Below are 25,783 nucleotides of genomic sequence, written 5' to 3'. Positions count from 1 at the left end.
GTGGTGTTGGTTTTGTCGCTTACACACAGGTTCGGCGATTTTTTTCTGTTTCCTTCTATAAATTTTTTCTACACATAAAAAAGGGGCTGTCCCGTCGATAATATCGACTTATGGGACAGCCCCTTTTATGGGTACACATTTTAATTATTTTGAATGGTTCAGCCACTTATGCACTGGGTCCAACGACAGGATTGACGCTGTATCATCGGTTGACAGAACGATACACTGAGAGAAGCTCGGAGGCTGCGGCCTCCGCGTTTTCTGCTGCGGAAACCGCGGAAATAACCGAAACCCCGTCAGCTCCGGCGGCCAGAATCGGCTCTGCATTATTAAGCGTAATGCCTCCGATCGCAGTTATCGGCAGCGTGATACCGGCGTTTCGCATTTCCTGAATTCGTTCCGGACCAACAGGCGTTTCAGCATCGTCCTTTGATGAGGTCGCAAACATCGGACCTACACCTAGATAATCAGCAACGGCAGAAGCTGATTGTGCTTCTGCAAGCGTGCGGGCGGAAATTCCGAGTATTTTGTCTGACCCGATGCGGCCACGTGCTTCGGCCGGATCAGTGTCGTCCTGACCGATATGCAGCCCGTCAGCATCTGATGCCAAGGCGAGCTCAACGTCATCGTTTACGATGAACGGAACATGAAAGCTGGCGCAGAGCTCTTTTAGTTCAAGTGCAAGCTTCAGCCGCTCGTTTTCATTGTGAAGACTGCCTTCCCCTTTTTCACGAAGCTGGAACATCGTTACACCGCCGCGGAGGGCTTCAAAAACGAGTTCCGGAAGTGGCCGGTCCGTATTCTGTGTGCCTGCAATAAAGTAAACGGCGAGCCTTTCCTTTGCGAACTGGCTCACGTCTGTTCAACCTCCATTTTGATAAACGGTTTATCCGCCGTCCGGTGCGCAGCGTGATGGACAGGGCCGGCCCCTTCCCCAACAGAGTGAGCATGCAAGATTGCCTGATGAATAAACTGTTTAGCTGCAAAAACAGCATCCTTCATTGACTTACTCTGAGCAAGAAAAGCTGCCACAGCCGCGGCATAAGTACAGCCTGTTCCGTGTGTATGCTTCGTCTCAATTTTCTCCACACTTAAATAGTGAAATTCAGCCCCGTCAAACAAAATATCGGTGATCGTTGCAGCGTCTGGTTCATGTCCGCCTTTTAATAACACGGCCTCTGAACCATATTTCAGCAGCTCTCGGGCCATTTCTTTTCTGATCTGGAGCGAGCTTCCCGACATTCCGGTGATCATCTCAGCTTCCGGGATGTTTGGAGTAATCAGGGAAGCGTGAGGGAACAGCTTCTCCGTCATTGTAGATCGTGCCTCTTCCTTCAGCAGTTCTGCGCCCGTGGTGGATACCATTACAGGATCGACTACCAAGGCCGGCAAACGTCCTTTTTCGGCAAAGGAGGCGGTGATTTCAATGCGTTCTGAATCAAAAAGCATACCGGTTTTTACACTGTCTGCTCCGATGTCATCCAGAACAGAAGTGATCTGTGCTTCGAGTGCTTCTGTTGAAGCAGGGAATACTCCCTGGACACCGACCGTATTTTGAGCTGTGAGAGCAGTGATCGCACTCGTACCGAAAACGCCGAGCTCCTGAAAGGTTTTTAAGTCAGCCTGAATGCCGGCGCCGCCGCCGCTGTCAGAGCCGGCAATTGTTAATGCAGTTTTCATAATGCTGCCTCCTTTATGATAAGTTGCTGGTTCAGCTGTTCATCGGACAGCTGCTGAAGCATATCGAGCAAGTGAACCTGAAAGTGACCCGGGCCGGGGAATGGTTGTCTATCAGCCGCAGCTTCGGCGCATACGCCGTAATAAGCGCAGGCAGCCGCAGCTCCCTCGAGAGGTGAGTCGGAGCGGCTTATGAATGCCGCTGCAATCGAGGAAAGGAGACAGCCGGCGCCGGTTATATCCTGCAGGGAAGGAGAGCCGTTATGAACAGTGAGCGTGTTGCTTCCGTCCGTGATCACATCAACTTCTCCAGTCATACAAACCGTTGTCTGCCTGGAAGCAGCGAGCTTCGCGGCAGATGCTGCTGCATCGGCAGGAGCTGCTGATGCATCAACGCCTCGTACCACAGCTTCTGAGCCGGCAAGGCTTGCTATCTCGCCGCTGTTCCCGCGAATGAGGGCGATATCGAGTTCCTGAAGGAGCATAGCGGCAGATTCTGTCCGGAATGACGTTGCTCCTGCCCCGACGGGATCCAGTATGACTGGAATGCCGTGCTTATTTGCAGCCTTTCCGGCAATCAGCATCGCTTCGTTTGTAGCACTGGAAAGCGTGCCGATATTCAGGACGAGTGCATCGGCAGCTGCTGCCATATCCGCTGCCTCTTCAGGGGCGTAGGCCATCACAGGCTTCGCGCCGGCGGCATAGAGGCCGTTTGCCGTAAAGTTTGTTACAACTACATTCGTGATGTTATGAATCAATGGTGCGTCGCTCCGAATTAGATTTCGCAGCGCAAGGACTTGATTATGCATTCTCTCACTCCTTCATCTTCGTAGCTGATGCGCAGCCAGATAGAAAAAACCGTTTTCGGCGGAGGCTGGATCGGTCCGGAAAACGGCTGCTTTCATCCACTTTCCTACGCTGGTATTACGCCAGATCAGGTTCAAGGGGATCAGAATATCGATTCTGTCTCAGCACCGTGTGCACCCCCAGCGGGTCAAACGTGATTAATTTGTGAACAATCGCACTCCTTCTTGCAGGAGCACTGATGTTCCTTATACTATCATATTAACAGCTATGCTGGACAGTCAGGAGGAAACGATGTGGAAAATACGCTTTCGACAGCTGCAGAAGCTTTTCTAAGTCAATTTTATACGGAACAGGGGATAGACGGATTTAATGACCGTCTCACGCAAGTTCACGATGAAATTGGATTAACTGGAACGTACGTGCATACAGAGGAGGAGCTGGCTTTTGGAGCTAAAGCAGCCTGGCGGAATGCAAATAAATGTATCGGGCGCCTGTTCTGGGACACGCTTACGGTTTTTGATAAACGTCACGTGCGGACTCCGGAAGAAGTGGTGGAGGCATGCAGGGATCATATGCGCTTCACTACTAACGAGGGTAAAATCAGGCCGGCCATGACCATTTTTCCGCCGAAGCAGGCAGATAAACCGCTGGACTGGCAGATATTAAATCATCAGCTGATACGCTACGCAGGCTATGAGGATGGAACAGGAGACCCGGCTTCCGGTGCTTTAACGAAGCAGGCACAGGCAGAAGGGTGGAGGGGAGCAGGAACTCATTTTGATATCCTTCCGCTTCTGATTCAGGAGCGGGACGGCCGCGTTACGATGTATGAATGGGAAGCAGATGAAGTGCTTGAAGTGTTGCTGCGTCATCCGGAAAAAGAACGTTTTTCAAGTTTGCAGCTGAAATGGTACGCAGTGCCCGCCATTGCTGATATGGAAATCGACATTGGCGGTATTTCGTATCCGGCTGCACCGTTTAACGGCTGGTATATGGGAACGGAGATCGGAGCACGAAATTTAGCAGATGCGTGGCGTTATAATTGTCTCGAAGCAGTTGCGGAGGTGTTTGATCTGGATACAGCAAAACCGGCTTCGCTTTGGAAAGACCGCGCGCTTGTCGAATTGAACCGGGCCGTAATCCATTCCTTTCACGAAGATGGAGTCAGTCTTGTTGATCATCATACGGCAGCAGAGCAGTTCCGCATCTTTTGTGCAAAAGAAAGAAAGGCTGGCAGAGCGGTCACAGGGGATTGGTCATGGCTGATCCCGCCGATCTCTCCTGCTGCTGTACACGTGTTTCATGAGTCTTATGATCACGTGGAGAAAAGTCCGGGGTTTGCTTACCGAAGTGAATCGATTTGTCCGTTTACAGGAAAAAAAGCGGAAGGCGGACAGATGTCTGATAAAAGCAGTTTTTAAGTAAATCAGCTGCTTCACCGATTCCATCAATAAAAGAAGCCAGCTGCCCGAAAGGACAGCTGGCTTTTAAGCTGTAAACAACGTCATTCAGCTTACGTGTTTATTCTTTTTCACGCAGTCTATCTTCGCTCGCGTTTTCATGCCGTTCGAGGTTCCGAACGGTACTGTATCAGGAACGGAGTCCGGCGGATTGAAGCAGAGCCGTGACTTTGACAGTAAAATAGCTGATTTCTTCCGGAAGATGTTCTTTAACCGGCTTTAATCCGTCTTCGAGCCCGATCCGGTCGATCACTTCTTCTACTGCGGCCACCTCATCTGAATCAACCAGCTCTGACAAATCAACGTCCCAATCATTCTCCCACGCCTCAACAAGATGTTGAAGAACGGTCGTTTCTTTCAAACCGCGAGCGTTACTGATAGCTTCCGGGCTGTGTCCTTCCAAGAACATAGCGGCAGTTTCCTCGTAGCTTTTCCCGTCTTTTTGCTTGGACGTCACTGCAGGCTGGGGTGTGACGGCTTCAGATGAGGTATAGTCTTTAACCGCTTTAAGAAATCGTTTGCCGTACGTGTACATTTTGTTTGTGCCAACACCGCGCACAGCAAGCATCTCTTCCTCCGTTTGCGGCAGCCTGGCACAAATCTCATGAAGCGTCTGATCGGAGAAGACCATGTAAGGTGCCACTTCATGTGCCCGAGCAAGCTCGCTGCGAAGACTGCGAAGAATTGGAAAGAGCGGGTGATCTGCTGATGCCTGCTGTGGTCGAAGAGCCTTCTTCCGGTAAACGGCTGCTTCTCCACGCAGAACCGGGATGACTTTTTCAGATAGTTTCGGAACAGGATAGCTTCCGCCGGAAAGCTCGAGGTACTGGCTCGCTGCGAGAAAGTCGATCAGCTGGGCCACCTCTTTTTGTGAATACTGTTTCATTAGTCCAAAGGTAGAGAGGTTATCAAAGCGCCAATCTTTAATTTTTTGATTGTTGGAACCCGTAAGCACCTGGGCGATGACCGTTTTCCCGAAACGCTCCCCCATTCGTTTCATACAGGAAAAGACCATTTGTGCTTCTTTCGTAATATCTTCCCTGGACCGCTCATCAACGCACTCCGAGCATCTTCCGCACGGTTCTGTACCGTAATCATCAAAATAGTCGAGGATATATTGCTGGAGACAGCTTTCCGCATGGCAGTAATGGAGCATTTTCTGCAGCTTTTGAAATTCCATTTCCTTTCGCTCATCGCTCATTTGAGACTGATCAATTAAAAACTGTTGTATTTGAGCGTCCTGAGGAGAAAACAGCAATAGACATTCGCTTGCAGAGCCGTCGCGTCCGGCTCTGCCTGCCTCCTGGTAGTAGCTTTCAATATTGCGGGGCAGCTGCCGGTGGATCACGTAGCGGACGTTCGACTTATTGATTCCCATTCCAAACGCATTTGTCGCTACCATTACTTTCACAACATCGTAAACAAAGAGCTCCTGGGCCTGACGTCTTTCTTCGTTATCCATTCCCCCGTGGTATTTTCCAGCTTCAATGCCGCTTTTACGGAGCAGGTCTGTCAGCCGTTCAACCTCTTTGCGGGTTGCGCAGTAAATAATGCCGGAGGCTTCGATGTCTTTTTTGACGTATTCAAGCAGGTATTGATCCCGGTCTGTTCCTTTTAATACATGAAAGGAGAGGTTATCGCGGGCGAACCCGGTACGGATTACGCTGTCTGCTTCAATATTTAGCGCTCTGCAGATGTCCGCGGCCACCTCTTTCGTAGCGGTTGCAGTTAAAGCGAGAACGACCGGCTGTCCCGGAAGCTTGTCAATCAGCTCTGGTATACGCATGTAGCTGGGCCTGAAATCATGTCCCCACTGGGAAAGGCAGTGTGCTTCATCTACGGCAATCATCGAGATCGGCAGCTGTTGAAGCATTCTCATAAACGACGGAGATTCCAGACGCTCTGGTGCAATGTAGACGAGCTTCTGAAGACCGAGCCGGATCTCGTCCAGTCTTTTTCCGGTCTCTTCAAATGACAGCGAGCTGTTAATATAGGTCGCATTGATTCCCGCTTCACGGAGCTCATCCACCTGATCCTTCATGAGGGAAATAAGTGGTGAAATGACAATGGTGACACCCTGGAAAAGCAGAGAAGGTATTTGATAGCATACCGATTTTCCGCCGCCGGTTGGCATCATGCCCATCGTATGCCTGCCGTCAAAGAGCCGGGTCAGGACAGCTTCCTGACCCGGCCGGAAGGAATCATGGCCGTAATAGGTTTTTAACGTTTCCTGAGCCTGTTTCAGCATTAGGGGACCTCCAACCTTTTTCATAATCTGTATGAAAGTGTACCGCATTTAACAGGCTCAGGCAATGAAGCAAAAGTCAGCTGTTACCGGCTGGAGCCCCGTATTGTTCGATCGCCGTATAATCAAGCTTCACTTTTTCGAGGAGCTGCAAAGGCACAAGGAAGGTGATCGTAACAACACCTGGATGCCGTCCGATTTCGATCGAACCGGTTACGGTTGTCCGGTTCATCACTTCAGGCACAGAAATACCTAACAGGGAAGCAGCCCGCTCCATCCCGTTTGTTGTAGCCTGGTTTAAATCGGGTCCGGTTCCGACAAAGGAGAGGGGAAGAGATGACTCCAGCTTGTTCTCCATCTTCCAGCAGGAAGCAAGCCGCATGATATCTTCTCTTTCTGCTTCTGTAAACGGTTTGGCAAGATAAGGAAGATCTTCATGAACCGGAAGAAGAACAGGACCTTCCAGCTTCAATCCTTTAATAACTCGTACCTGAAGAGTCACAATTCCGGAGACGTCTGTAGTATGGCCGGCAATTTCACCATCCCCCTGCATGGCGTGCATATCCCCGAGATAGACGCCCCCGCCGGGAACTTTAACAGGTGCCAGTACAACAGCTCCTTCCCGCGCGCGATTGATGTCCATATGTCCGTCCGTACGATGCTCCAGTTCTTCCTCCGTCAAAGCAAATTCATGCGGTGCACCCACAAGGAAAGAACCAAAGTCGCCGGCATTATGTGAGTCCGGGAAGGGAATGGAAGGAGTTGTGCCAAGCTGGCCGAGAAACGGGCGTACGCGAGCAGCAAGACCTTGAATGTCATGAGGCGCGAAAGCAACGATTGGATTTTGAATGGAGTTTTCCGGTGTTGCCATAAAATGTTTGCCGTTTTCGGCTACTTCCTGTGATCCTTCTTGATCAAGCGTGAGACCAACTGATTTTTTGTCGTCAAATGTCATCGTATACGCATTTGTGAACTGAAAAGGCGTTACATCCGCCCCGCACGATTTACAGCGGACGGCTGTCTGTCCGGTTCCTTTCAGCTCTGTTTCCGGATGCATCAGGCCGCATTCCGGACATTGAACTGCTACGAATGGATCTCCCAGAAAGCGCCCTTCGACTGGTTTATCATTGCCCGACGCAGTTGCAATAGAAGTCACGCGAATGGATTTAATGGAAATGACAATCGTGTCACCAGGTTCTGCTCCTTCTACATAAACCGGCTTCGTTACTTCATGACCGCCTTTCAAACTGGGAGTGATCATTGGGCCCCAGCAGCCGGGAGAGGTATTGGCAATAATGTGGCCCCCGTCCTTTACCGGACCGATCATCTCACGGGAAGGGTCAAGGATGCCGTCGACAAATTCGTTTACGAGTACAGATTCCACCGCTTTTTTCAAGTTGATCATCCTCTCATGCAAGATCTGCTGCACAGGCAGCTGATTTCATTTTATCTGAATTTTGGAACGATTTATAGCTTCCTGCTCGCAAACAATGAGAACGGTTAACGGGTTGCATTTAAGGGAACTAAAACGATATACTTTCCATAACACTTACTTTTTTAAAGCGAAAGGCGTGGATAAAATGAAGCACATATTTAGAGAATCACCATCTGGAAGTGCAAAAACGCTCCTGCTTCTGCATGGAACAGGAGGTAATGAAGAGGACTTGCTGCCGCTTGCCGACATGATCGATCCGGAAGCTGCCGTGCTCGGAGTTCGCGGGAATGTCGATGAAAATGGAATGAACCGCTATTTCAGACGATTGCGGGAAGGTGTGTTTGATGAAGAAGATTTGAAGTTCCGCACGCAGGAACTTCATGAGTTTATTGATGAAGCCTCGGCAAAATACGGTTTTGACCGCGACAGCCTGACGGCAGTAGGCTATTCTAACGGAGCTAATATAGCAGCGAGCCTGCTTTATCACTATGAGCGTCCGTTTCACTCCGCCTTTTTATTTCACCCGATGGTGCCTCTCCGGAGTGTGGAAAGGCCGGATATGAACGGACTGCCGGTCTTCATTGGCGCAGGCTCCAATGACCCTATCTGCCCGCCGGAAGAAACAGAGGAGCTATATGGTCATCTGAAGGAGAGTGGAGCAAATATCGAGCTTTACTGGGCGGAAATGGGACATCAGCTGACAAGAGATGAAGTGGAACAGGCATCGTCGTTTTACAAGCAGCATGCAGGCAGCAGCTCATGAAAGGGCTGAATCCGGAAGAGCTGCGGAAGAAAGAAAATTACCGGCTGCTTACTTCCCTCGTAACTCCCAGACCGATTGCACTCGTCACTTCTTTATCGGATGCAGGCGTACTGAATGCCGCACCATTCAGCTATTTCAACATCGTGTCTGCCGATCCGCCGCTGATCTCTCTTGCCATCGGACGCAAAGAGGGCCAGCAGAAGGATACGTGCCGCAACATTCTCCACTCAAATGAGTTTGTCGTGCACGTCGTAACGGAGGATAACGTGAGACAGGCGAATGAGGCGTCTGCTTCTCTGAAGCCGGATGAGAGTGAAGTGGTACGGGCAGGAATGACGCCGGAACCAAGTCAGGTTGTTGCCGTGCCCTCGCTGAAGGAATCACCGATCCGCCTGGAATGCAGGCTGGAAAGGCACCTCATTCTGGAAGGAGAAGAATCTGCAAAAGATTTGATTCTCAGTCGGATCGTGCACTATGAAATTGAGGAAAAGCTGATCAAGGATGGGGACGTGCGCACGGACAAATTAAAGCCTGTTTCCCGCCTAGGCGGAAAGCAGTATGCCGGGCTTGGCTCAATTTTTGAACTGGAGCGGCCTGATGCACGAAAGTAGACGTTCATGATCCTGTATGAAGCTTCTGCATTTTTCAAGCAATTCCATATCGAAAGTAGTGCCGGCTGTCCGTATTGGATGGCCGGTTTCTTCATGGGGCGAAACGGTAGTTTATGCGCCGGTTTGTCTGCAAAATTTCTGCCCACATCCGGTGCGAATGGCATAAACACAGGTATGAGCTTCGCTGCAGTCCTGATCCGGTATCTATAAGGCTGTGTGATGGTTTGAAATAAATGAGACGTGGTGATTCTGTCGTTTCAAGAGCAGGCTAAGCATGATATCTGCTCTCTTATTTTCCGGAATTCCGTTTTTTTGATATGATGAAGGGTAGTGTTTAGCTCGGTCAGCTAGGGCTGAGAACGGGGCGCTCTGTACAAGGAGGAGGAACTGAATTGCGTTTAACGGAATTAACATTGGACGCGCTGCAGGATGAGGTGCAGGCGCCTGAACAGTTAAAAATTGCACGCGTTTACCTTCAGGAAGAAAGTGTGAAGGAAATGCTCTGGGATCAGGAGAAAAAGCGGTTCCGAATCTATGTGGAGCGATACAGACAGCGGTTCGCCGTTGATATATATCCGGATTCGATGATGGAAATCAAACAGTCAGCGTGCAGCTGTGACAGGAGTGGTATTTGTGTTCACATACTTGCTGCGCTTTTATACATGGGTGAAAATCGCGTCCATGCTTGGCTCGCTGAACGGGACCCGTCCTTTACGGTGCCGAACCCGCTTGCCGTCAGCAGCAGACAGGACCGTGAAACAGCGTCGCTGCTTGCGGAGTTTGAATCACTTTTCGTGCCACCGGTTTCGTCGTTTGAATCGTCTGAGAAAACGAAGCTGCACATTCAGTTTGAACTAAAGCTTTACCCGTCTTTTTATAAAGAGGCTCCGGGCACTGTGGAACTTGAACTGAAAGCAGGTATTGAACGGCTGTATATTGTGCGCAGTCTGCCGGGATTTTTACATGCTGTACAAAACGGAGAAGCCTATCGATTCACTGATAAATTTTCGTTTTATCCGGAAGAGCACGCACTGGACGAGGACGATCTGGCTGTATTAAAAGAGGCAGCGATCCTTGTAAACGTTCAGCAGATGTACGAGGATCGTTATGCGGTCAGAAAAGAAGGCGACATGAGAAGCTTCGATATTCCTGCCCCTTTTGCCGCGTCATTTTTTCAGCTGTTAAGCGGGCGGAATGTGGTTGTTATTGCAGGAGAAGGCAAAAAACAGCCTTTCAGACTGGAGGAATTAGGTACACCGTTTCGATTCGAGGCCGAAGAGGTGCAGGAAGGCGCTTACACACTGTACTGGAAAGATGGGCATCAGCTGCAGTATTTCGGGGGAAGTTTTCCTGTGTGCTACTACAAAGATCGGTTTTTATGGATTCCGGAAGAGCAGCGAAGCGTCATTGAAAAGCTGTATTATCAGCTTTCGCTCGCAGAAAAGCCGCTGATTACGTTCAGCAGCGCCTATCTTGAACCGCTGGCGTCTGTTCTGCTTCCCCAGCTTAAAGCAGTAGGAACAGTGAAAACGGCAGAGGCGCTGGAACATAAGATCGACATGATCCCGCTTAAAGCAAGGCTTCTTCTGGACTATTCGGCTAATCGCCTGACAGCGGAAGTAGTGTTCCAGTATGGTCATGTGGAAATCAACCCTTTTCGGGAACAGGAAAACCGCGGCGAACGTATTATCGTCAGAGACATGAAACAGGAATACCGGCTCATGGCGCTCGTTGAGGAAGCACCGCTCAAATATAACGGTTCAGAGCTGTTCATCGATCATTTCCCGGATCTGCTTTATTTTCTAAGCAGCTGGCTCCCGGTTCTGTCTGAACAATTTGAAGTATATTTGCCAGCTTCGCTGCGTGATTTGATTTATCTGCCGGAGCAGGCTCCGGAAGTGACGGCCGAGGTCGATGAGGGAACCGGAGAGTTAAGTGTACACATATCTACGGAAGCGGTCCCGCAGGATGAGCTGGACGCGATCGTCGAAGCGGTGATGGAAGGAAGGCGCTACTACGAGCGTGAAGACGGCACCTTTATTCCTCTTCATGATGTCAGCTTTGATGCTGTACGTGAATTGATGGAGCGTTATCGGACGGCCGTGGGAGGAAAGCCTTCAGCCTCGATGACGCTGCCTTTAAAAGAAGCGTTTCATCTCGAAGAAGCACGCATCCTTTCAGCACGTACAGCTTCCTTTCAAAAACTGATTCAGCGGCTGCTCGACCCGTCTGATGTTGATTTCGAAGAGCCGGATAAGCTCAAAGCGGATATGCGGGACTATCAGAGAACCGGCTATCAGTGGATGACGTCGCTTGATCATTACGGGTTCGGCGGCGTGCTGGCTGATGATATGGGTCTCGGAAAAACCCTTCAGACCATCGCCTTTATTGCCGGCAGAAAAGAACGGGGGCCGTTGAAGCAGACGCTCATTCTCTGCCCGTCGAGTGTCACCTATAACTGGAAAAAAGAGCTTGAACGATTCGCTCCCCACCTGAAAGCAGGTATTATAGGCGGAACAAAATCGGAGCGGGAGGAGCAGTTTGCCCAGTATGCAGAGGCCGATGTGCTTATCAGCTCCTATCCGGTGCTCCGGCGCGATCATTCAATGTTTCGCGAGCGGTATTTTGACATACTCATTCTCGATGAAGCGCAGAACGTGAAAAACGCGGGAACGAAAACGGCGAAAGCGGTCAGGGATATGCAGTGCAAAACAGCTTTTGCACTGAGCGGAACCCCGATTGAGAATTCGCTCGAGGAGCTGTACTCGATTTTTCAGATTGTTCTTCCGGGTTTATTTACAGGAAAAGATGCTTTTCAATCGCTTAAGGAAGAAACAATAGCCGCCAGAATCCGCCCGTTTATTTTAAGGCGGAGGAAAACGGATGTGCTGCGTGAGCTTCCTGAAAAGCTGGAAAGCGTGGAGTATACGGAACTCACTCAGGCGCAGCGTACGCTCTATGCGACGCAGCTTCAGCTTTTAAAGCGCGAAGCCTCAGAGGCACGGCTGACAGACAGCTGGAAAGAAAAGAGCATGCAGATTCTCGCAGGTTTAACGAGGCTCAGACAGATCTGTTCGCATCCCGGCATGTTTATGGAAGATTACGAGGGAGGCTCCGAGAAGCTGGAGCGCCTGATGGAATATACGGAGGAAGCACTTATTAACGGGAGGAGAATTGTCATCTTCAGCCAGTTTACGACGATGCTTGCCCTCATGAAAGAGCGCTTCGATAAGCGGGGAGCCGATTATTTTTATTTAGACGGTAAAACGCCTGCAGAAGAAAGGGTAACAATGGCTGAACGCTTTAACAACGGGGAACATGATCTCTTTCTTGTTTCCTTAAAAGCCGGCGGAACCGGTCTGAACCTGACCGGAGGAGACACGGTCATCCTGTTCGATTCATGGTGGAACCCAGCAGTGGAGGACCAGGCTGCCGACCGGGTATACCGATTCGGTCAAAAGAAAGTCGTACAAGTGACAAAAATGATCGCAGCAGGAACGATTGAAGAAAAAATTCACGAGATGCAGGCGCGAAAACGGGACCTGCTTGACAGAGTCGTACAGCCGGGTGAAACAATGCTGAAATCACTCGGCCGCGAAGAAATCGAAGAACTGCTTGAACTGAACACATGACACAGCTGCAGTTCAATCATGAGAGAGGAGCCGTCCATCCAGCTGGAGCGGCTCTTCTTCAGGTTGAAAAAACTGCTGATGTCTGAGGCGTAAAAAACCGGCGATCCGATGAGGGTCGCCGGTTTTCAGTTCCTATAGAGATGCAGAATAGTACTTTTTATTTTACCAGCTGATCAGAGCATACTTTCGTTACGTCTCCTCATCCGGTACTTCTTCGTCCTCTGTCTCAATATCTTCCAGAAAATCGGCTTCCTCATCTTCAACCGGAATCAAGTCGAAGTCCATTTCTTCGATCGGCTGTACCGCTTCGCCGCTGTCCATATAACGAATCGTAATCTCGTCACCAGGCTCAAGGAATACGGCCGTTGGATGCGAAGAGGCGCTTAACGTGAATATCCGGTCTTCTCCTTCAAACCAGAGACGAACGGTAACATTTTCTTCTCGGTCCCAGTGATACACTCTGCCGATTGTTTTTTCTTCTTCTACCATATCCGTTAGTTCACCGGCTACAACATCATCATCGACTGTGGTCGAAAGCTCCAACTGATAAGCATTGAAGGCTTCCCGCTTCGTACTGCCATATCCGTAGACATTTTCATCAGCGGCGTGAACGAGCATCACTTCACGGAGTACAGCATTTCGATCCATAAGCGGTACGACCCACGTGTACTGCCCGTAAATCGGATAAAGGGAAGGGGTTCCTGCGACGTAATCATCGCGCCGGAACGTCCGCTCTGCAAGATCCATCGCTGTCCGTCCATTCAGCATACCGCTCGCATCACGGAAATAGCGAAGCTCGCCGGTTCGTGCATCAAACATCGTAAATCCGACCATGGAACGCGAACCTTCTTCGCCTTCGTCCGTCAGTCTCATATGATCGGTGAACCAGTTCAGCTGCAGGTTATCATCTACAATGCCGGTTACTGTGTCGTCTGCCGACCATGTCGTTGGCTGCGTCAGACCTTCCCGTCCAAAGTATCGGTTAATCAGTCCGCGGCTGTACATACCAAACCATTCATTCCGCTCTTCCGCTATGTGCGGAGGATAAATCCGATTTACCCATTCCGGCGCTTCCTCGGCTACATACTGTTCCATGGAGCCGTCTGCCGGATCAACGGTGATAATTCCATCTACATCTGCGACGCGGCGAAACTGGGTGTAATGACCGTAGCTGACAATGTAATATGGGTTTCCATCACTGTCGACTTCAAATGTCGTATCGAGCATGACGACATCGGGATACGCCATCCTTACATGACGCTCCAAATTTTCATGAAAGAAAGCAGAAGGCACATACTGCATGTCTGTTTCAATCAGCTGCGGATCCTCGCGGGGGTTTTCCGCACTTACCATAATAAAACCGGGTACGCTGTCCGCCCGGATCCAGCGAAAAAAGTCATCATATTCAATCGGCGTAATCCAGTACAGCGAATCATCTACTCGTTGAATACGCGTAGCACCAAGAGTGAAAAAAGCGGGATTATCAAGTTGCCCCATCATGATGTCCGCCCGGTATTCCGCATAGCTGCGCGGAACGACCGGAATGTTTTCTTCGTTTACCGGAGGCAGATCGTCGCTCGAGACCTCCTCGCCATCAGCTATATCGTATTTCGCATCGGCGAGAAAGAGCGGCTGGAAAATAAAGAAGGCCATGCTTGCTGCCAGCAGCACAATGCCGGCACCGGCACCGGCTGAAGCTTCTTTTTTACGAAACGTGCGCACCGTCATATATACGACCACGTTGTCGATTATCAGCCAGACAGCCACCACCGGGACATAGGCTGCAACAAGCAGCGTGATACTTTGGTCAGCAAGACCGGCGTAAAATAGAAAAGCACCGTAAAAAAGCCCTAGTATGTAGCGAGGTGCCAGGAGGCGGCGGAAGTCAGTCCGCTGCCACCACGTCCGCTGCAGCGGCAGAAATGTCAGCGCCGCTGCAGCAGTAATTAGAATCATTTGAAGCAAAAGAACGTCCCCCTTCATGAATAGACAAGCATCACGCATCTGTCATCCGCTGCGCAGTCTGTTACAATAGAAAACGGAATGAATGAAGAGTGAGGATGATAGATCATGAGCTTGCTGCGTGTCGAAAACCTGGTAAAAACATATGGAGATAAAACACTCTTTAATCGTATATCATTTACGGTAGAGAAAAAAGAACGAATTGGCGTTGTTGGTGTCAATGGAACAGGTAAATCTTCTTTGCTGAAAGCAATCGCCGGCAGAGAAGCTGCTGAGAGCGGTGATTTAATCCATGCAAAAGAGTTCCGCGTGGAGTACGTTCCGCAGGATCCGGAGCTGGATACTAATAAATCAGTACTGGAAACCGTGTTTGACGGGAGCGCGCCGATTATGGGAGCGATGCGCAGCTATGAAAAAGCATTGCTGCGCATGGAACAAAATCATGATGAAGCTGCAGGCAAAGCATTCGAAGCGGCCCAGGCTGCCATGGATAAGCAAGGCGCATGGGAAGCAAGTGCACAAGCCAAAACTATCCTGACAAAGCTCGGAATCTATGAGTTTGATACAGCTGTCTCCACTCTTTCCGGTGGACAGAAGCGGCGTGTTTCGCTGGCGAGGGCGTTAATCCAGCCGGCAGATCTTCTTTTGCTTGATGAGCCTACCAACCATCTGGACAACGACGCAGTAGAGTGGCTGGAGGAGTACTTAAAGCAGTATAGTGGCGCACTCATGCTGATTACACACGACCGGTATTTCCTGAATCGGGTGACAAGCAGAATGTTTGAGCTGTCCGAAGGGAATTTATATGAGTATATCGGGAACTATGAACGATTTTTAGAGCAGAGGGCCGAGCGGCAGCGAATCGAAGCAGATCAGGAGTCAAAGCGCCAGAATATCCTCCGCCGGGAGCTTGCCTGGCTCAGAAGAGGGGCGAAAGCGCGGACGACGAAGCAGAAAGCTCGAATTCAGCGGGCAGAAGACCTCCAGGATCAGGATGCCCCTTCTGCAGAACAAGAGCTTGATTTTGCGATCGGATCCACACGTCTTGGAAAGTCAGTGATCGAATTGGAAAACTGTGTAACTGCAAGGGGCGGTTCCATACTCACGAATGATTTTTCCTTTCTGATTATCCGGGGGATGCGGCTCGGAATTATCGGACCGAACGGCTCCGGAAAAACCACCCTGCTTGATACGATTGCCGGCAGGAGACAGCCGGACCACGGTCAGGTTACGCACGGTGAAACAGTCAAGATTGGCTATTATACGCAGGAGCAGGAGGACATGAATCCGAATCTGCGCATGATTGATTATATTAAAGAGACAGCAGAGGCTGTCCGTACCGTCGACGGGAGTCTGATTACAGCTGAACAGATGCTGGAGCGCTTTCTCTTTTCCCGGGCCCAGCAGTGGACGTATATCAGCAGGCTGTCAGGCGGAGAAAAAAAGCGGCTTTATCTGCTGCGAGTTTTAATGACGGAGCCGAATGTGCTGATCCTGGACGAACCGACAAATGACCTGGACACAGAAACGCTGTCGGTGCTGGAGGATTATCTGGATCAGTTTCCGGGCGTTGTGATCACCGTTTCCCACGACCGGTACTTTTTGGACAGGTCGGTCAGTCAGCTCCTGATCGTCAAACGCGGGTCTGAGCCAGACCGGTTTTACGGAAGCTATTCTGACTGGCTGGAGGCGAGAAAAAGCGCTGATAAACCAGTAAAAACAGAAAGCAAGTCGGCACCTGTTCCAAAACAGAAGAAAAAGCTGTCCTACAAAGACCAGCAGGAATGGAACACGATTGAAGATGAGATCAGTGGCCTTGAGGAAAAACTGGAAGAACTTGATAAGGAAATTGCAGAGGCCGGAGCTGATTTTGACGTCGTGAGGGAAAAGTTTGAAGCAAAAGAAAAAACCGAGCAGGAGTTAGAAAGCAAGATGCTCCGGTGGGAGGAATTATCAGAACGAATCGAAGGAATGGACCAATCCTAAAAATTCGTTATAAGAGCGGACATCATAGATAAAGGCGCTTGTACGAAAGCTGAAAACCACCTGCCCAGGGTGGTTTTTTCTTGCTGAGGTGCTCTAAACCGACTAGACGTGTACGGTTACTTCCATTTTTTTCAGAAACAGAATTCGGTATACTATTAATGAAAGCGCTTACTATTTGGGCGATTAACTCGTTAAGGGGGTAGCTGCAATGAAGCAAAAAGGACTTCACACAAGGCTGATTCACGGTGCGTTTGACAGAAAAAGTCAGCACGGCAGTCTGTCGCATCCGATTTATCAGACGTCTACTTATGTATTTGACAATGCGGCACAAGGGGAAGCACGGTTTGCCGGAGAAGAGGGTGGATACATTTATTCCCGCTTAGGAAACCCTACAGTGACAGAATTGGAAGCAAAGCTCGCAGACGCAGAAGGCGCAGAGGAAGCTGTCGCATTTGCTTCCGGTATGGGGGCCGTATCAGCTGTGTTGATGCATTTACTCAGCAGCGGTGACCACGTTATCGTGTCAGAAGGGATTTATGGATGTACCTATGGTTTTCTCGAAATGATGGAGACAAAATACGGAATTGAATACGACCTTATTCAAATGAATCAAATAGAAGACGTGAGTCGGGCTGTTAAACCTAATACGAAGGCTGTTTACGTGGAAACGCCAATCAACCCGACGATGAAGCTCGTCGATCTGGAGATGGTGATTCGGACTGCAGAAGATGCCGGGTTATGGACAGTAGTTGACAACACATTCTGCTCGCCTTATTTGCAGCGGCCAATTGAAATGGGAGCAGATTTCGTGGTTCATAGTGCGACGAAATATATCAGCGGTCACGGCGATGTGATTGCCGGTGCAGCATGCGGACCGGCTGAAGAAATGCAGGTTATTCGCATGACGACTCAAAAAGATGTTGGCGCAGTACTCGGGCCGATGGATGCCTGGCTTCTGCTGCGCGGTCTAAAGACGCTGCCGCTGCGAATGGACAGACACTGCAGCAATGCTGCTTATATTTTTGAAAAGCTTTCTCAAGAAGATGGGATTGAACGAATTGTATATCCTGGAGATCCGGACTTTCCTCAATATGATTTGGCTCAGCGGCAGATGGCTCAGCCCGGCGGATTAATCAGCTTTGAAATTAAGGGCGGAAAACGAGCAGCCCAGGCGTTTATGGATGAACTGAACGTCGTGCAGACTGCGGTAAGCCTGGGGGATGCGGAGTCGTTGATCCAGCACCCGGCTTCGATGACGCACAGCGTTGTGCCTCCCGATAAACGGCTTGATATGGGAATTACCGATTCAATGCTGCGGCTGTCAGCTGGTCTGGAAAATCCGGAGGACATTTGGGATGACTTAAAACAGGCGCTGGACCGGGTTACGGATCAGACAGCCGGAGAGCTGCAGACCAAATAAGCTAAGCACATAACATACGATGCAGAAAAGGCCGACGATCTCTGGAAAGATCGTCGGTCTCAGGCGGTTGAAAAAGTCTTAAAATTTACATGTTTATCTGTTTGATTGTATTTCCTCTCTGCTTATCGAGCCTGCCGTGGGCTTGTCTTCAGCTATTTCTCAGGGTGGCCCATGTATGCGTTAATGCCGTTCGCAGATCTGAACGGCACTGAATCTTCAGACTGTGCGGATTCCACGGGCACGCCGGACGCATCGGGAAAACGGCTCTGATTCGTGGAGAACAACGTCATAACAGGCAGACGCGACAGATTTTTCACGTTTATCATGATTTCCAGGAAGTAAGGACACCCCCTGTTCAACATTGAAACGTCTCATCGGGAAAGTTCTATCTGTATGGAAGCCGATCGTGCATTCATAACCAGGCACTTGAAACGCACTGCCAGCTGCCGACATCGGAGGACCTCGACTCCTGGAGGATCAGAACGAGGCGAAGATCCGGCGGACAGCGGAAGGAAGCGGTTAGCTGGGCCCGTTCCCTCCGGAAAGCGAGGGTCCGCAGATACAGGCAGATGCAACGTTATTCACCGAAAATGACTTTATCAACACTCTGAGGCCGGCGATCTCTGGAAAGATCGCCGGCCTGATTCTATGTTTAAAATTGTATTGTTCTCAGAACTGGAGATGCGGTAAGATGCGTTTGGTTTATCTGTCAAAGGCGCTTAAGCGATGATGCCCCGTTTATTTTCATATTGCTCATACGTGCGATTTTTCAAAATAGCTTCTAACGTTTCCACAGCCTGAATAACATCAGCTGCAGAAGTATAAAGCGGGGAGGGCGCCAGTCGAATAATGTCAGGAGCCCTGAAATCGGGAACGACGCCCGAAGCTTTCAATGCTTTCACAATGCGCGCAGCCTCTGGATGAGAACAGGCAATGTGACCGCCGCATGCAGCGGGTGTAACGACCTGCAGCCGGTTGTCTAATTCCTGCAAAGAATTGATTCCTTCGCGGAGCAGGGCGGTAAGCTGAAGTGAACGGCTGCGGATCGTATCAATCCCTGCTTCCACCAGCATTTCCAGAGAACCGATAAGTGGAGCCATGCTTAAAATGTTAGGCGTACCCATTTGAAAGGCAGAAGCATCAGAGGCGGGCTCGAACACCGTGTCCATATCGAACTGCTTCGTCTGATCGGATCCGAACCAGCCAGTGAGCGCCGGGCTCGTATGGTGATGTTTCTCATGCACATATAACCCTCCGGTTGCACCAGGGCCTCCGTTTGCATATTTGTACGTGCACCAGACGGCAAAATCTGCACCTTCCTCATGAAGTTCATGGGGCATGACCCCAAAAGAATGCGCCAGGTCCCATCCGATGACAGCACCGGCTGAATGTGCGGCTTCCGTGAGACGCTTCATATCCAGACGCTGCCCGGTCCGGTAAAGTACAGATGGCAGCAGCACAAGAGCTGTGCGCTCAGACAGTCTGGCTTCGATATCTTCTTCGTATAACAGTCTGTCCTCGCGAGGGGATACCTCTATTTTATCGGCCCCGTGCTTTACCCAGCTGTTCGTAACGTAGCTGTCTGTAGGAAAAGCTACGGCTTCTGTCACAACCTCTCGACGGGTTCCTTCAGGCTGATAAAAAGTGGCAAGGAGCTGATGAAGGTTTGCTGTGATGGAGCCGGTGATGACCGTTTCCTTCTGCTGTGCCCCGATCAGTCCGGACGCATATCTGGAAAGAGTGCTGGCTAAGTAAAACCACGGCTGTCTGCCTTCTGTCCAGCCATCAATAGCATGCGTTTTCCAATCGTTTATCACACGATAGACTGCTTCTTCTGCCGGCTTTGAGAGAAGGCCGAGTGAGTTACCATCGAGATATACCTGTCCATCAGCGGGAAGATAAAATTCCTGACGATAAGGCCAGTGCTGATCATCCAGTTGTTTAGCTTTGCTGTATAATGACTGATGCATTATCCACACTCCTTATTTGAAAAGCACATACACGTTTTCTTACCCGAGTGTACCATGCAGCATCCGCCGATTAGAAGCGGCAGGAATCGGGTATCCGATAACAGACACTAATGTCATAAAAAGGAGGCTGTTATGAAAAAACTGGCTGTTATCAACTTGATTACGCTTATAATCGTGATAGGGATGAACGCGCTTGCTAACTACCTGCCGCTAAATAACAATACGACGGGAGAGTTATCCGAACAGGTGAATGTGTTGTTTACACCTGGCGGCTACGTCTTCAGCATATGGAGTGTTATTTACTCGCTTCTAGCCATATGGGCGGTGAGAGCAGTGTTTACAAAGCACCGGGGGGACCGGGAAGCAGTTCGCGCTATCGGTTTATTATTCGTGCTGAGCAGCGTCTGGAATACAGCCTGGCTGTTTGCCTTTCATTACGAATGGTTCGCTGTATCGATGATCCCGATGGGCGCTTTATTTATAACGCTGATTATGATATATGCTGCAATCAGAAGGGCTGGTAAGGTGTCGGTCTGGACGAAGCTTCCGTTCTCGATCTACATGGGGTGGATCTCTGTTGCATTCATCGTAAATATTGGGATTCTGTTTAATAGTATCGGCCTTGAAGACGGATTCCTCCTATCCAACGTAGCGTGGACGGTCGTTATCATCGCAGCAGGAGCGCTTATTGCAGCAGGAGTCATGCAATTCCTCCGAGATGCTGTTTACCCTGCGGTATTCGTCTGGGCCTACCTCGGTATTTTTGTCGAACGCGCGGATGCCTATCCGGCTATTGCATGGACAGCTTTGGCGGGGGCACTTTTTATTACTGCTGCCATCGGTGTCTTCCTGATGAAAAAGCGCAGAATTCTCGAAATGAATGGTTAAATCTCTGCACAGAGGGGTACTAGGAAAATAGGGGATGACAGAAGGAGGGAGCTTCCATGAATGTAGACAAGCAGGATATCCTTCAGTTACTGGACGGTTTATCAGAAGACGATATGCGAATCATTTATACGTTTATCGAAGAGTACCAAATCGCGGAACTGCAGCAGAGAGCTCAGCGTTTCTCAACGAAAAGGGAGTCACATCCACTTTAAAGCTGCGTCATATTATCATCTCCCACAACGAATCTGATGAAAGCTTATGCTGAAGATTTTTCACGCTGACCGCGCAGCAGCCGGCCGGCGTTTTCTTCTGGAAAAAATAACGCAAATATCTGATAATGCAAATCAATTATAGATGATGCATAAAAACCCGGTGATCATTGAATGTGATCACCGGGTCTTTATTATTAAGACAACCGAGCTTGACAGCTCACGTCTGCCAGTGTAATTCCAGAAGAGACGGCTGACCATTTCGAATGTCGGCTTGTGAGTTGATCAACAATGGGCACTGCATTATTTAGGGCGTATCACAATTTCCTTTTCTTCTTTTTCATCGACAAACCCGTAGCGCACAAATCGAAGCAGATCATTCATCACGCCGATATCCTTTAAAATCACAAAGATAACAAGCAGGAAAGGACCGAGAAAAACGCCTGCTACTCCAAAAAGCTGAAAGCCGGCAAAGAGCGCGATGAGAACCGCCAGTGCGTTCAAATTCATACTGGTGGACAGCACTTTTGGTTCTATTGACTGTCTGACGAGGACGGTAACAGCATATACGACAGCAAGTCCGATACCCATGCCGATACTGCCAGTTAAAAACATATAAATCATCCAGGGAATCAGTATCGTGCCGGATCCGAGGTAAGGTAAAATTTCGGCGATTCCCACGATGAACGCGATGGTTACCGCATTTTCAACCTGGAGAATGGCAAGTCCGATCAGGACGATAAGCGAAGCGATCAGCATAAGTACGACCTGGGCCCGGATAAATCCAAACACCCGGTACTGAAACATCGTTTTAAACGCTTTTGACTTTTTCATAAACACAGCCGGCGTTTTCTGATACATATAGCCAAAAATGCGCTCCCAGTCTTTGCCGATGAAATAAAACGCAATAAAGACGAACACGATGACCACGATGGAGGTCGGCACGAAAATAACGATTGAGCGAAGTGCCTCAGTGAATCCTTGTCCTCCTTCTGTAAAAGATTCAGCCAGCCTGGTTCCGAGCGTCGTGATGCCGGTTCCGACAGCATCCTGCTGTTCCGGAGAAAGCGTATCAAACGCTCCGGTCAGACCCTGCCAGAACGGGAACAGTGTTTCATTAAAAAAGCTCTGAACTTCACGTGAGGTCGATTCAATCCACTGAGGTATAAATTGAGACAGATGACGAACTCCTATAACGATGAGAAAAATGATGCCTGTAAGCGCTCCGAGCAAAGCAGAAATGCTCAGCAGGAGCGTCACGATGACGGCGAGTGTATTCGGGAGCCTCAGGCGCTGCCGCAGCAGGCGGATCAGGGGATAAAACATCCAGACGAGAATCGCGGCAAGCCAAAAAGGGTAAGTCGCTTTAAAAACCCAGATAAATACATAAAAGAGCAGCCCGGTAAAGAGAAGTACAAATAACAATCGCAGCATGATCCATGCATGGTTTTTCGTCACTATCATCCCTCCAGACCCCGCATTAAAGATATGTGCATTATGTATAGACCGGCAGTAGCGCCAGTCTATGAACCTATCATAACAGAAAATATTGGATAAGCGATTGCCTCTTTTTCACGAGCGTTACGACTTTCGCTTCAGCTCGCTGAGGGGATAGACGGTACCGCGCCATTCAACACCGCCCCGCCGCCATGTTTTATAGGCAGAGCGGTTCAGACTGTATAGAAACACGGCAGCTGCAGCCGGCATCGCGAACACATGAAGCGGAGGCTCCCCGGTCAGTCTGCAGTTCCACATGTACATGAACACGTAAATTGTCAGAACGGCTCCCCAGATAATTCCTGCAGCGGAAGGCGCTGTAAACACTCCGATAAAAGGAACAATATGGAGGAATGTCAGTAAAGCAGTAAAGAAGAAAACGGCGCTGAAATGATAGCGCATGAAGGCAAATAAGTTTTTCTCAAGACCTTGGACGGTTTCCGGTATCGTTTCATACCATTGTACACTTACGAGACCGCTGCCAAGACCAAGCTGCTGGCGGAAGCCAAGCCGGACAAGACGTTTGCCAAGCTTCAAATCATCATCGGGTGCAGTCCGCAGCGATTGGTGAGTGCCGCACGCCTCATAAACGGATTTTTTCATCATATTGAACGCGCCGATGCCAGCGTGCTTCAACTGAATGAAATTCCAAACGCCGATTATACTCCAGTAGCTGTGAAATGCCCGATACATTTTTGTGCCGCCTCTGTTTTCAGGTATGAGCGCGAGGTGGTCAAGCTTATTTTCCAGACACCAGCCGACTGCTTTTTGAAGCGTCGACGGCTGAAAGTAAATATCGGCATCGGTGAACAGGAGCCATTTATTTGATGCCGCCGCTGCCCCCCGATACAGGGCATGATTCTTGCCGAGCCATCCATCCGGGAGGGAATTAATATGAATGACGCGAAGGCGAGCCCGATCATCGTATTCCTGGAGCCGGCGGAGTTCGGCTGCTGTGCCATCTGTGGACCGATCGTTGACGACGATCACTTCCAGTTGAACTGCATGAAGGTCGAGCATTGTTTTGACAGCAGAAAAAATTCGTTTTTCTTCATTTCGAGCCGCAACAACTATACTGACAGACTCTTTGCCGTCAGGCACAGTTTCTTTAACAAGGACGGGAATTTTCTGAAGCCCGACAAACCATTGGATACTAATGACCATCACGATTAACAGTGTTATAAGAGCCGCCCAGATCACAAGTACATCACCTCTTGCCCGTAAGTTTATCACGATCAGCCTTCATTACCTATTCACTTGCACTGCTAAAACGGGAAATGATTGCTCATTCCTTAAAAAGGGAAAGAGACATATTATTCACAGAATATGAATCGGGGGAAGGTGAACCAGGATGGGGAAAAAAGGCGTCCTTCTTCATAATCGTCAGGCAGGAAATGCTGCTGAGGACAGTCTGCTGGAAGAACTGCAGGAAGTGATCCGGACGGAAGTGGACACACTGGAAGTATTCACCGGGGAAACGGCTGAAGAAACACTGCTGTTTCTGCGAAACGACGAGCATCTTATGGACAAGCTCTGGGTTCTCGGCGGGGATGGCACTGTACATTTAGCTGTAGAAGGCATCCGGACAAGAAAAAGCATACCGGAAGTCGCGGTGCTTCCCGCCGGAACCTGTAACGATACGGCCCGATCGCTGCAGCTGCCGCTGAAACCTCTGGAGGCATGTAAAGCTTCTATAGGAAAAGAACCAGTGCTGCTCGATGCCGGTTTATGCGGAGATGAAGCATTTATTAATTTTGCAGGACTTGGCCTAATTGCAGATACATCTGAAAATATTGACCCGGATTTAAAAGAAAAAACAGGTAGAGTCAGCTATTTTGTCAGCGCCTGGCAGACGATGAAAGAAGCGCAGCCCTTCTCCTACTCGATGGAAGTCGATGGCGAGCACTACCGCGGAGAAGCCATTATGATTCTGGCTGCAAATGGAGGGTTTTTAGGCACATCGGAGCTTCCTTCTGAAACGATCAGCATGACAGACGGAAAGCTGGACCTGTTCATCGTCAAAATGGGAGGCAGGTCCGTTTTCGGCGAGTGGCTGCAGCAAAAGCTCACTTCCACATCGATCGAAGATGCTGAGAATGTTACATGGCTGCAGGGCAGTAGCATCATGCTGGATACCGATCCCCCTAAAAAACTGGATCTGGATGGTGAACTGCGCGAAGCAGGTACAGTAGAAATCAGCATATTAAAACAGAGAATTCCGTTTATTACCGGTTGGTGATATACAAGGTTTCATCCAAAAGGAAATAGGAAATAGTACATTAGATGATTGAAAGGAGGAGAGGACATGCTTTGGACAATTATTTCAATCCTGCTTCTGATCTGGCTGGTTGGTTTAGTCATTGATGTAGCGGGCGGCTTTATTCATTTACTATTAATTATTGTACTTGTCGTCTTCATTATCCGGATGATCCGGGGACGCTGAATGTAAGGCATGTACATTGTATAATGGGCATGCCTTTTTTCGTGGCGCGCCGTTTATTGAATGGTGCTTGCGCTGTGCCTCTCTTTTTGCGATACTATTTGAAAACCGCCGCTTAGCCGGACGAACTGGAGGGTTATGCAGATTATGAAAGTAAATGATATGGAAAAAGCCCAGCAGGAATTTAAAGATAAACAATTGCAGGAGAATAAAGCATATTTCGAGGAACTTTCCAAAGGTCAGTCGCCAACATTTTATGTTTTAGCATGCTGCGACTCCCGTACCTCGCCGACTACAGTAACAGGTCAGCCGCTGGGGCGGCTTTTCATCCACCGCAACATCGCTAATCAAGTTGTTGAAGGAGATGAAAGCGTAGAGTCAAGCTTGTATTACGCGATTAACGTACTGAAGGTCAATTATGTCCTTATTTTAGGGCATACTCACTGTGGCGGCGTTCAGGCAACTAAAGCCGATTCTCATCCAGAGGTGCTCGAAAACTGGATTCAACACGTACGTACTTCTGTCAGTGATTTTGCAGGAGAAGTCCCGGAAGACGGGGAAACGCTGGAGCGTTACAATGTCGAGAAACAGGTACAAAAGGTTCAGCAGCTGGACGTTTATAAGCAGGCTGAGCGTCAGGTGCCAGTTTTTGGAGCGTTGTTTCACATTGAGAACGGCGAGCTTGAGTGGGTCGTGAAGCCTGAAGAAGATGTATTTGAATAATTGAATTTAAAAAGAGCTGCGCACACCGATTTTTCGGGAGCACAGCTCTTTTTTCGTT

Annotated in this window: 20 protein-coding genes and 1 riboswitch; of the genes, 11 read left to right on the top strand and 9 right to left on the bottom strand. The window is 49.5% G+C overall.

Going from position 1 to position 25,783, the window contains the following annotated elements; translation table 11 throughout:
* Window positions 1-202 precede the first annotated feature (202 nt).
* Genes thiE through thiM form a run of 3 tightly spaced genes read right to left on the bottom strand, consistent with a single transcriptional unit; the run spans window position 203 to window position 2,486 of the window.
* Window positions 203-856, bottom strand: coding sequence for a thiamine phosphate synthase (gene thiE / locus HCN83_RS14530; protein WP_168008556.1), 654 nt, complete (start codon window positions 854-856; stop codon window positions 203-205).
* Window positions 853-1,680 carry a bifunctional hydroxymethylpyrimidine kinase/phosphomethylpyrimidine kinase gene (gene thiD / locus HCN83_RS14525; protein ID WP_205774676.1) on the bottom strand — a complete coding sequence of 276 codons (828 nt, stop codon included), beginning with the start codon at window positions 1,678-1,680 and terminating at the stop codon, window positions 853-855. Before thiD ends, thiE begins: the two co-directional genes overlap by 4 nt.
* Window positions 1,677-2,486 carry a hydroxyethylthiazole kinase gene (thiM, locus tag HCN83_RS14520; protein WP_168008554.1) on the bottom strand — a complete coding sequence of 270 codons (810 nt, stop codon included), beginning with the start codon at window positions 2,484-2,486 and terminating at the stop codon, window positions 1,677-1,679. Before thiM ends, thiD begins: the two co-directional genes overlap by 4 nt.
* 84 nt (window positions 2,487-2,570) lie before the next feature.
* A riboswitch (TPP riboswitch) is annotated at window positions 2,571-2,675 on the bottom strand.
* A 102-nt stretch (window positions 2,676-2,777) separates the two neighbouring features.
* Here thiM and HCN83_RS14515 point away from each other — a divergent pair.
* A complete protein-coding gene (locus HCN83_RS14515) occupies window positions 2,778-3,905 on the top strand; it encodes a nitric oxide synthase oxygenase (RefSeq protein ID WP_168008552.1) in 1,128 nt (375 codons plus the stop codon).
* A gap of 169 nt (window positions 3,906-4,074) precedes the next feature.
* Here the strand turns inward: HCN83_RS14515 and recQ are convergent, their stop codons facing one another.
* Together recQ and HCN83_RS14505 are read right to left on the bottom strand one after the other, a co-directional pair.
* A complete protein-coding gene (gene recQ / locus HCN83_RS14510) occupies window positions 4,075-6,192 on the bottom strand; it encodes a DNA helicase RecQ (protein WP_168008550.1) in 2,118 nt (705 codons plus the stop codon).
* A gap of 76 nt (window positions 6,193-6,268) precedes the next feature.
* Window positions 6,269-7,594, bottom strand: a complete 1,326-nt coding sequence (locus HCN83_RS14505; protein ID WP_168008548.1) for an acetamidase/formamidase family protein — start codon at window positions 7,592-7,594, stop codon at window positions 6,269-6,271.
* 175 nt (window positions 7,595-7,769) lie between these two features.
* Between HCN83_RS14505 and HCN83_RS14500 the strand changes: the two genes are divergently transcribed.
* From HCN83_RS14500 to HCN83_RS14490, 3 genes are all read left to right on the top strand, one after another.
* Window positions 7,770-8,387, top strand: a complete 618-nt coding sequence (locus HCN83_RS14500) for an alpha/beta hydrolase (protein ID WP_168008546.1) — start codon at window positions 7,770-7,772, stop codon at window positions 8,385-8,387.
* Entirely contained in the window at window positions 8,384-8,998 is a 615-nt protein-coding gene (locus HCN83_RS14495; protein ID WP_168008544.1) for a flavin reductase family protein, read from the top strand. The genes HCN83_RS14500 and HCN83_RS14495 overlap by 4 nt, the downstream gene beginning before the upstream one ends.
* Window positions 8,999-9,390: 392 nt before the next feature.
* The gene (locus HCN83_RS14490) at window positions 9,391-12,630 is read left to right on the top strand and encodes a DEAD/DEAH box helicase (protein ID WP_168008542.1); all 3,240 of its coding nucleotides are present in this window, start codon (window positions 9,391-9,393) and stop codon (window positions 12,628-12,630) included.
* 189 nt (window positions 12,631-12,819) lie between these two features.
* Here HCN83_RS14490 and HCN83_RS14485 read toward each other — a convergent pair whose 3' ends face one another.
* Entirely contained in the window at window positions 12,820-14,586 is a 1,767-nt protein-coding gene (locus tag HCN83_RS14485; protein WP_246238256.1) for a hypothetical protein, read from the bottom strand.
* Window positions 14,587-14,700: 114 nt separating this feature from the next.
* On the opposite strand from HCN83_RS14485, the gene HCN83_RS14480 reads away from it, so the two are divergent.
* Window positions 14,701-16,578 (top strand): ABC-F family ATP-binding cassette domain-containing protein, encoded by a 1,878-nt coding sequence (locus tag HCN83_RS14480; RefSeq protein ID WP_168008540.1) that lies wholly within the window; start codon window positions 14,701-14,703, stop codon window positions 16,576-16,578.
* Window positions 16,579-16,786: 208 nt separating this feature from the next.
* Window positions 16,787-17,998 (top strand): methionine gamma-lyase, encoded by a 1,212-nt coding sequence (megL, locus tag HCN83_RS14475; protein WP_168008538.1) that lies wholly within the window; start codon window positions 16,787-16,789, stop codon window positions 17,996-17,998.
* A 719-nt stretch (window positions 17,999-18,717) separates the two neighbouring features.
* On the opposite strand, the gene kynU is transcribed toward megL, so the two are convergent.
* Entirely contained in the window at window positions 18,718-19,968 is a 1,251-nt protein-coding gene (kynU, locus tag HCN83_RS14470; RefSeq protein ID WP_168008536.1) for a kynureninase, read from the bottom strand.
* Window positions 19,969-20,100: 132 nt separating this feature from the next.
* Between kynU and HCN83_RS14465 the strand changes: the two genes are divergently transcribed.
* Both HCN83_RS14465 and HCN83_RS14460 read left to right on the top strand, forming a co-directional pair.
* Window positions 20,101-20,856 (top strand): tryptophan-rich sensory protein, encoded by a 756-nt coding sequence (locus tag HCN83_RS14465; protein ID WP_168008533.1) that lies wholly within the window; start codon window positions 20,101-20,103, stop codon window positions 20,854-20,856.
* A gap of 56 nt (window positions 20,857-20,912) precedes the next feature.
* Window positions 20,913-21,068 (top strand): hypothetical protein, encoded by a 156-nt coding sequence (locus HCN83_RS14460; RefSeq protein WP_168008531.1) that lies wholly within the window; start codon window positions 20,913-20,915, stop codon window positions 21,066-21,068.
* Window positions 21,069-21,368: 300 nt separating this feature from the next.
* Here the strand turns inward: HCN83_RS14460 and ytvI are convergent, their stop codons facing one another.
* Both ytvI and HCN83_RS14450 read right to left on the bottom strand, forming a co-directional pair.
* Complete coding sequence (gene ytvI, locus HCN83_RS14455) at window positions 21,369-22,523, bottom strand: sporulation integral membrane protein YtvI (protein ID WP_343033746.1); 1,155 nt, start codon at window positions 22,521-22,523, stop codon at window positions 21,369-21,371.
* A 123-nt stretch (window positions 22,524-22,646) separates the two neighbouring features.
* A complete protein-coding gene (locus tag HCN83_RS14450; protein WP_168008527.1) occupies window positions 22,647-23,795 on the bottom strand; it encodes a glycosyltransferase in 1,149 nt (382 codons plus the stop codon).
* Window positions 23,796-23,913: 118 nt separating this feature from the next.
* On the opposite strand from HCN83_RS14450, the gene HCN83_RS14445 reads away from it, so the two are divergent.
* The 3 genes from HCN83_RS14445 to HCN83_RS14435 all read left to right on the top strand — a co-directional run bounded on the left by HCN83_RS14445 (window position 23,914) and on the right by HCN83_RS14435 (window position 25,725).
* On the top strand, window positions 23,914-24,801 hold the full coding sequence (locus tag HCN83_RS14445; RefSeq protein WP_168008525.1) for a diacylglycerol/lipid kinase family protein: 888 nt from the start codon (window positions 23,914-23,916) through the stop codon (window positions 24,799-24,801).
* A 66-nt stretch (window positions 24,802-24,867) separates the two neighbouring features.
* Window positions 24,868-25,005: a lmo0937 family membrane protein gene (locus HCN83_RS14440; protein ID WP_168008523.1), complete on the top strand. Its 138-nt coding sequence runs from the start codon at window positions 24,868-24,870 to the stop codon at window positions 25,003-25,005.
* Between the two features lie 144 nt (window positions 25,006-25,149).
* Window positions 25,150-25,725 (top strand): carbonic anhydrase, encoded by a 576-nt coding sequence (locus HCN83_RS14435; RefSeq protein WP_168008521.1) that lies wholly within the window; start codon window positions 25,150-25,152, stop codon window positions 25,723-25,725.
* Window positions 25,726-25,783 lie beyond the last annotated feature (58 nt).

Source organism: Alkalicoccus luteus, assembly GCF_012034335.1.
GTDB classification, from domain to species: Bacteria; Bacillota; Bacilli; order Bacillales; family Salisediminibacteriaceae; genus Alkalicoccus; species Alkalicoccus luteus_A.
Note: the sequence above shows the minus strand (reverse complement) of the source record. Positions and strands in the feature narration are given on the sequence as shown.

Bases quoted from the DNA above. Each gene is read 5' to 3' on its own strand.
- HCN83_RS14465 (WP_168008533.1), top strand. From the start codon at position 20,101: ATGAAAAAACTGGCTGTTATCAACTTGATTACGCTTATAATCGTGATA.
- HCN83_RS14500 (WP_168008546.1), top strand. From the start codon at position 7,770: ATGAAGCACATATTTAGAGAATCACCATCTGGAAGTGCAAAAACGCTC.
- HCN83_RS14485 (WP_246238256.1), bottom strand. From the start codon at position 14,586: ATGATTCTAATTACTGCTGCAGCGGCGCTGACATTTCTGCCGCTGCAG.
- thiD (WP_205774676.1), bottom strand. From the start codon at position 1,680: ATGAAAACTGCATTAACAATTGCCGGCTCTGACAGCGGCGGCGGCGCC.
- HCN83_RS14495 (WP_168008544.1), top strand. From the start codon at position 8,384: ATGAAAGGGCTGAATCCGGAAGAGCTGCGGAAGAAAGAAAATTACCGG.
- HCN83_RS14505 (WP_168008548.1), bottom strand. From the start codon at position 7,594: ATGATCAACTTGAAAAAAGCGGTGGAATCTGTACTCGTAAACGAATTT.
- HCN83_RS14435 (WP_168008521.1), top strand. From the start codon at position 25,150: ATGAAAGTAAATGATATGGAAAAAGCCCAGCAGGAATTTAAAGATAAA.
- HCN83_RS14460 (WP_168008531.1), top strand. From the start codon at position 20,913: ATGAATGTAGACAAGCAGGATATCCTTCAGTTACTGGACGGTTTATCA.
- HCN83_RS14440 (WP_168008523.1), top strand. From the start codon at position 24,868: ATGCTTTGGACAATTATTTCAATCCTGCTTCTGATCTGGCTGGTTGGT.
- recQ (WP_168008550.1), bottom strand. From the start codon at position 6,192: ATGCTGAAACAGGCTCAGGAAACGTTAAAAACCTATTACGGCCATGAT.
- megL (WP_168008538.1), top strand. From the start codon at position 16,787: ATGAAGCAAAAAGGACTTCACACAAGGCTGATTCACGGTGCGTTTGAC.
- kynU (WP_168008536.1), bottom strand. From the start codon at position 19,968: ATGCATCAGTCATTATACAGCAAAGCTAAACAACTGGATGATCAGCAC.
- thiM (WP_168008554.1), bottom strand. From the start codon at position 2,486: ATGCATAATCAAGTCCTTGCGCTGCGAAATCTAATTCGGAGCGACGCA.
- HCN83_RS14445 (WP_168008525.1), top strand. From the start codon at position 23,914: ATGGGGAAAAAAGGCGTCCTTCTTCATAATCGTCAGGCAGGAAATGCT.
- HCN83_RS14480 (WP_168008540.1), top strand. From the start codon at position 14,701: ATGAGCTTGCTGCGTGTCGAAAACCTGGTAAAAACATATGGAGATAAA.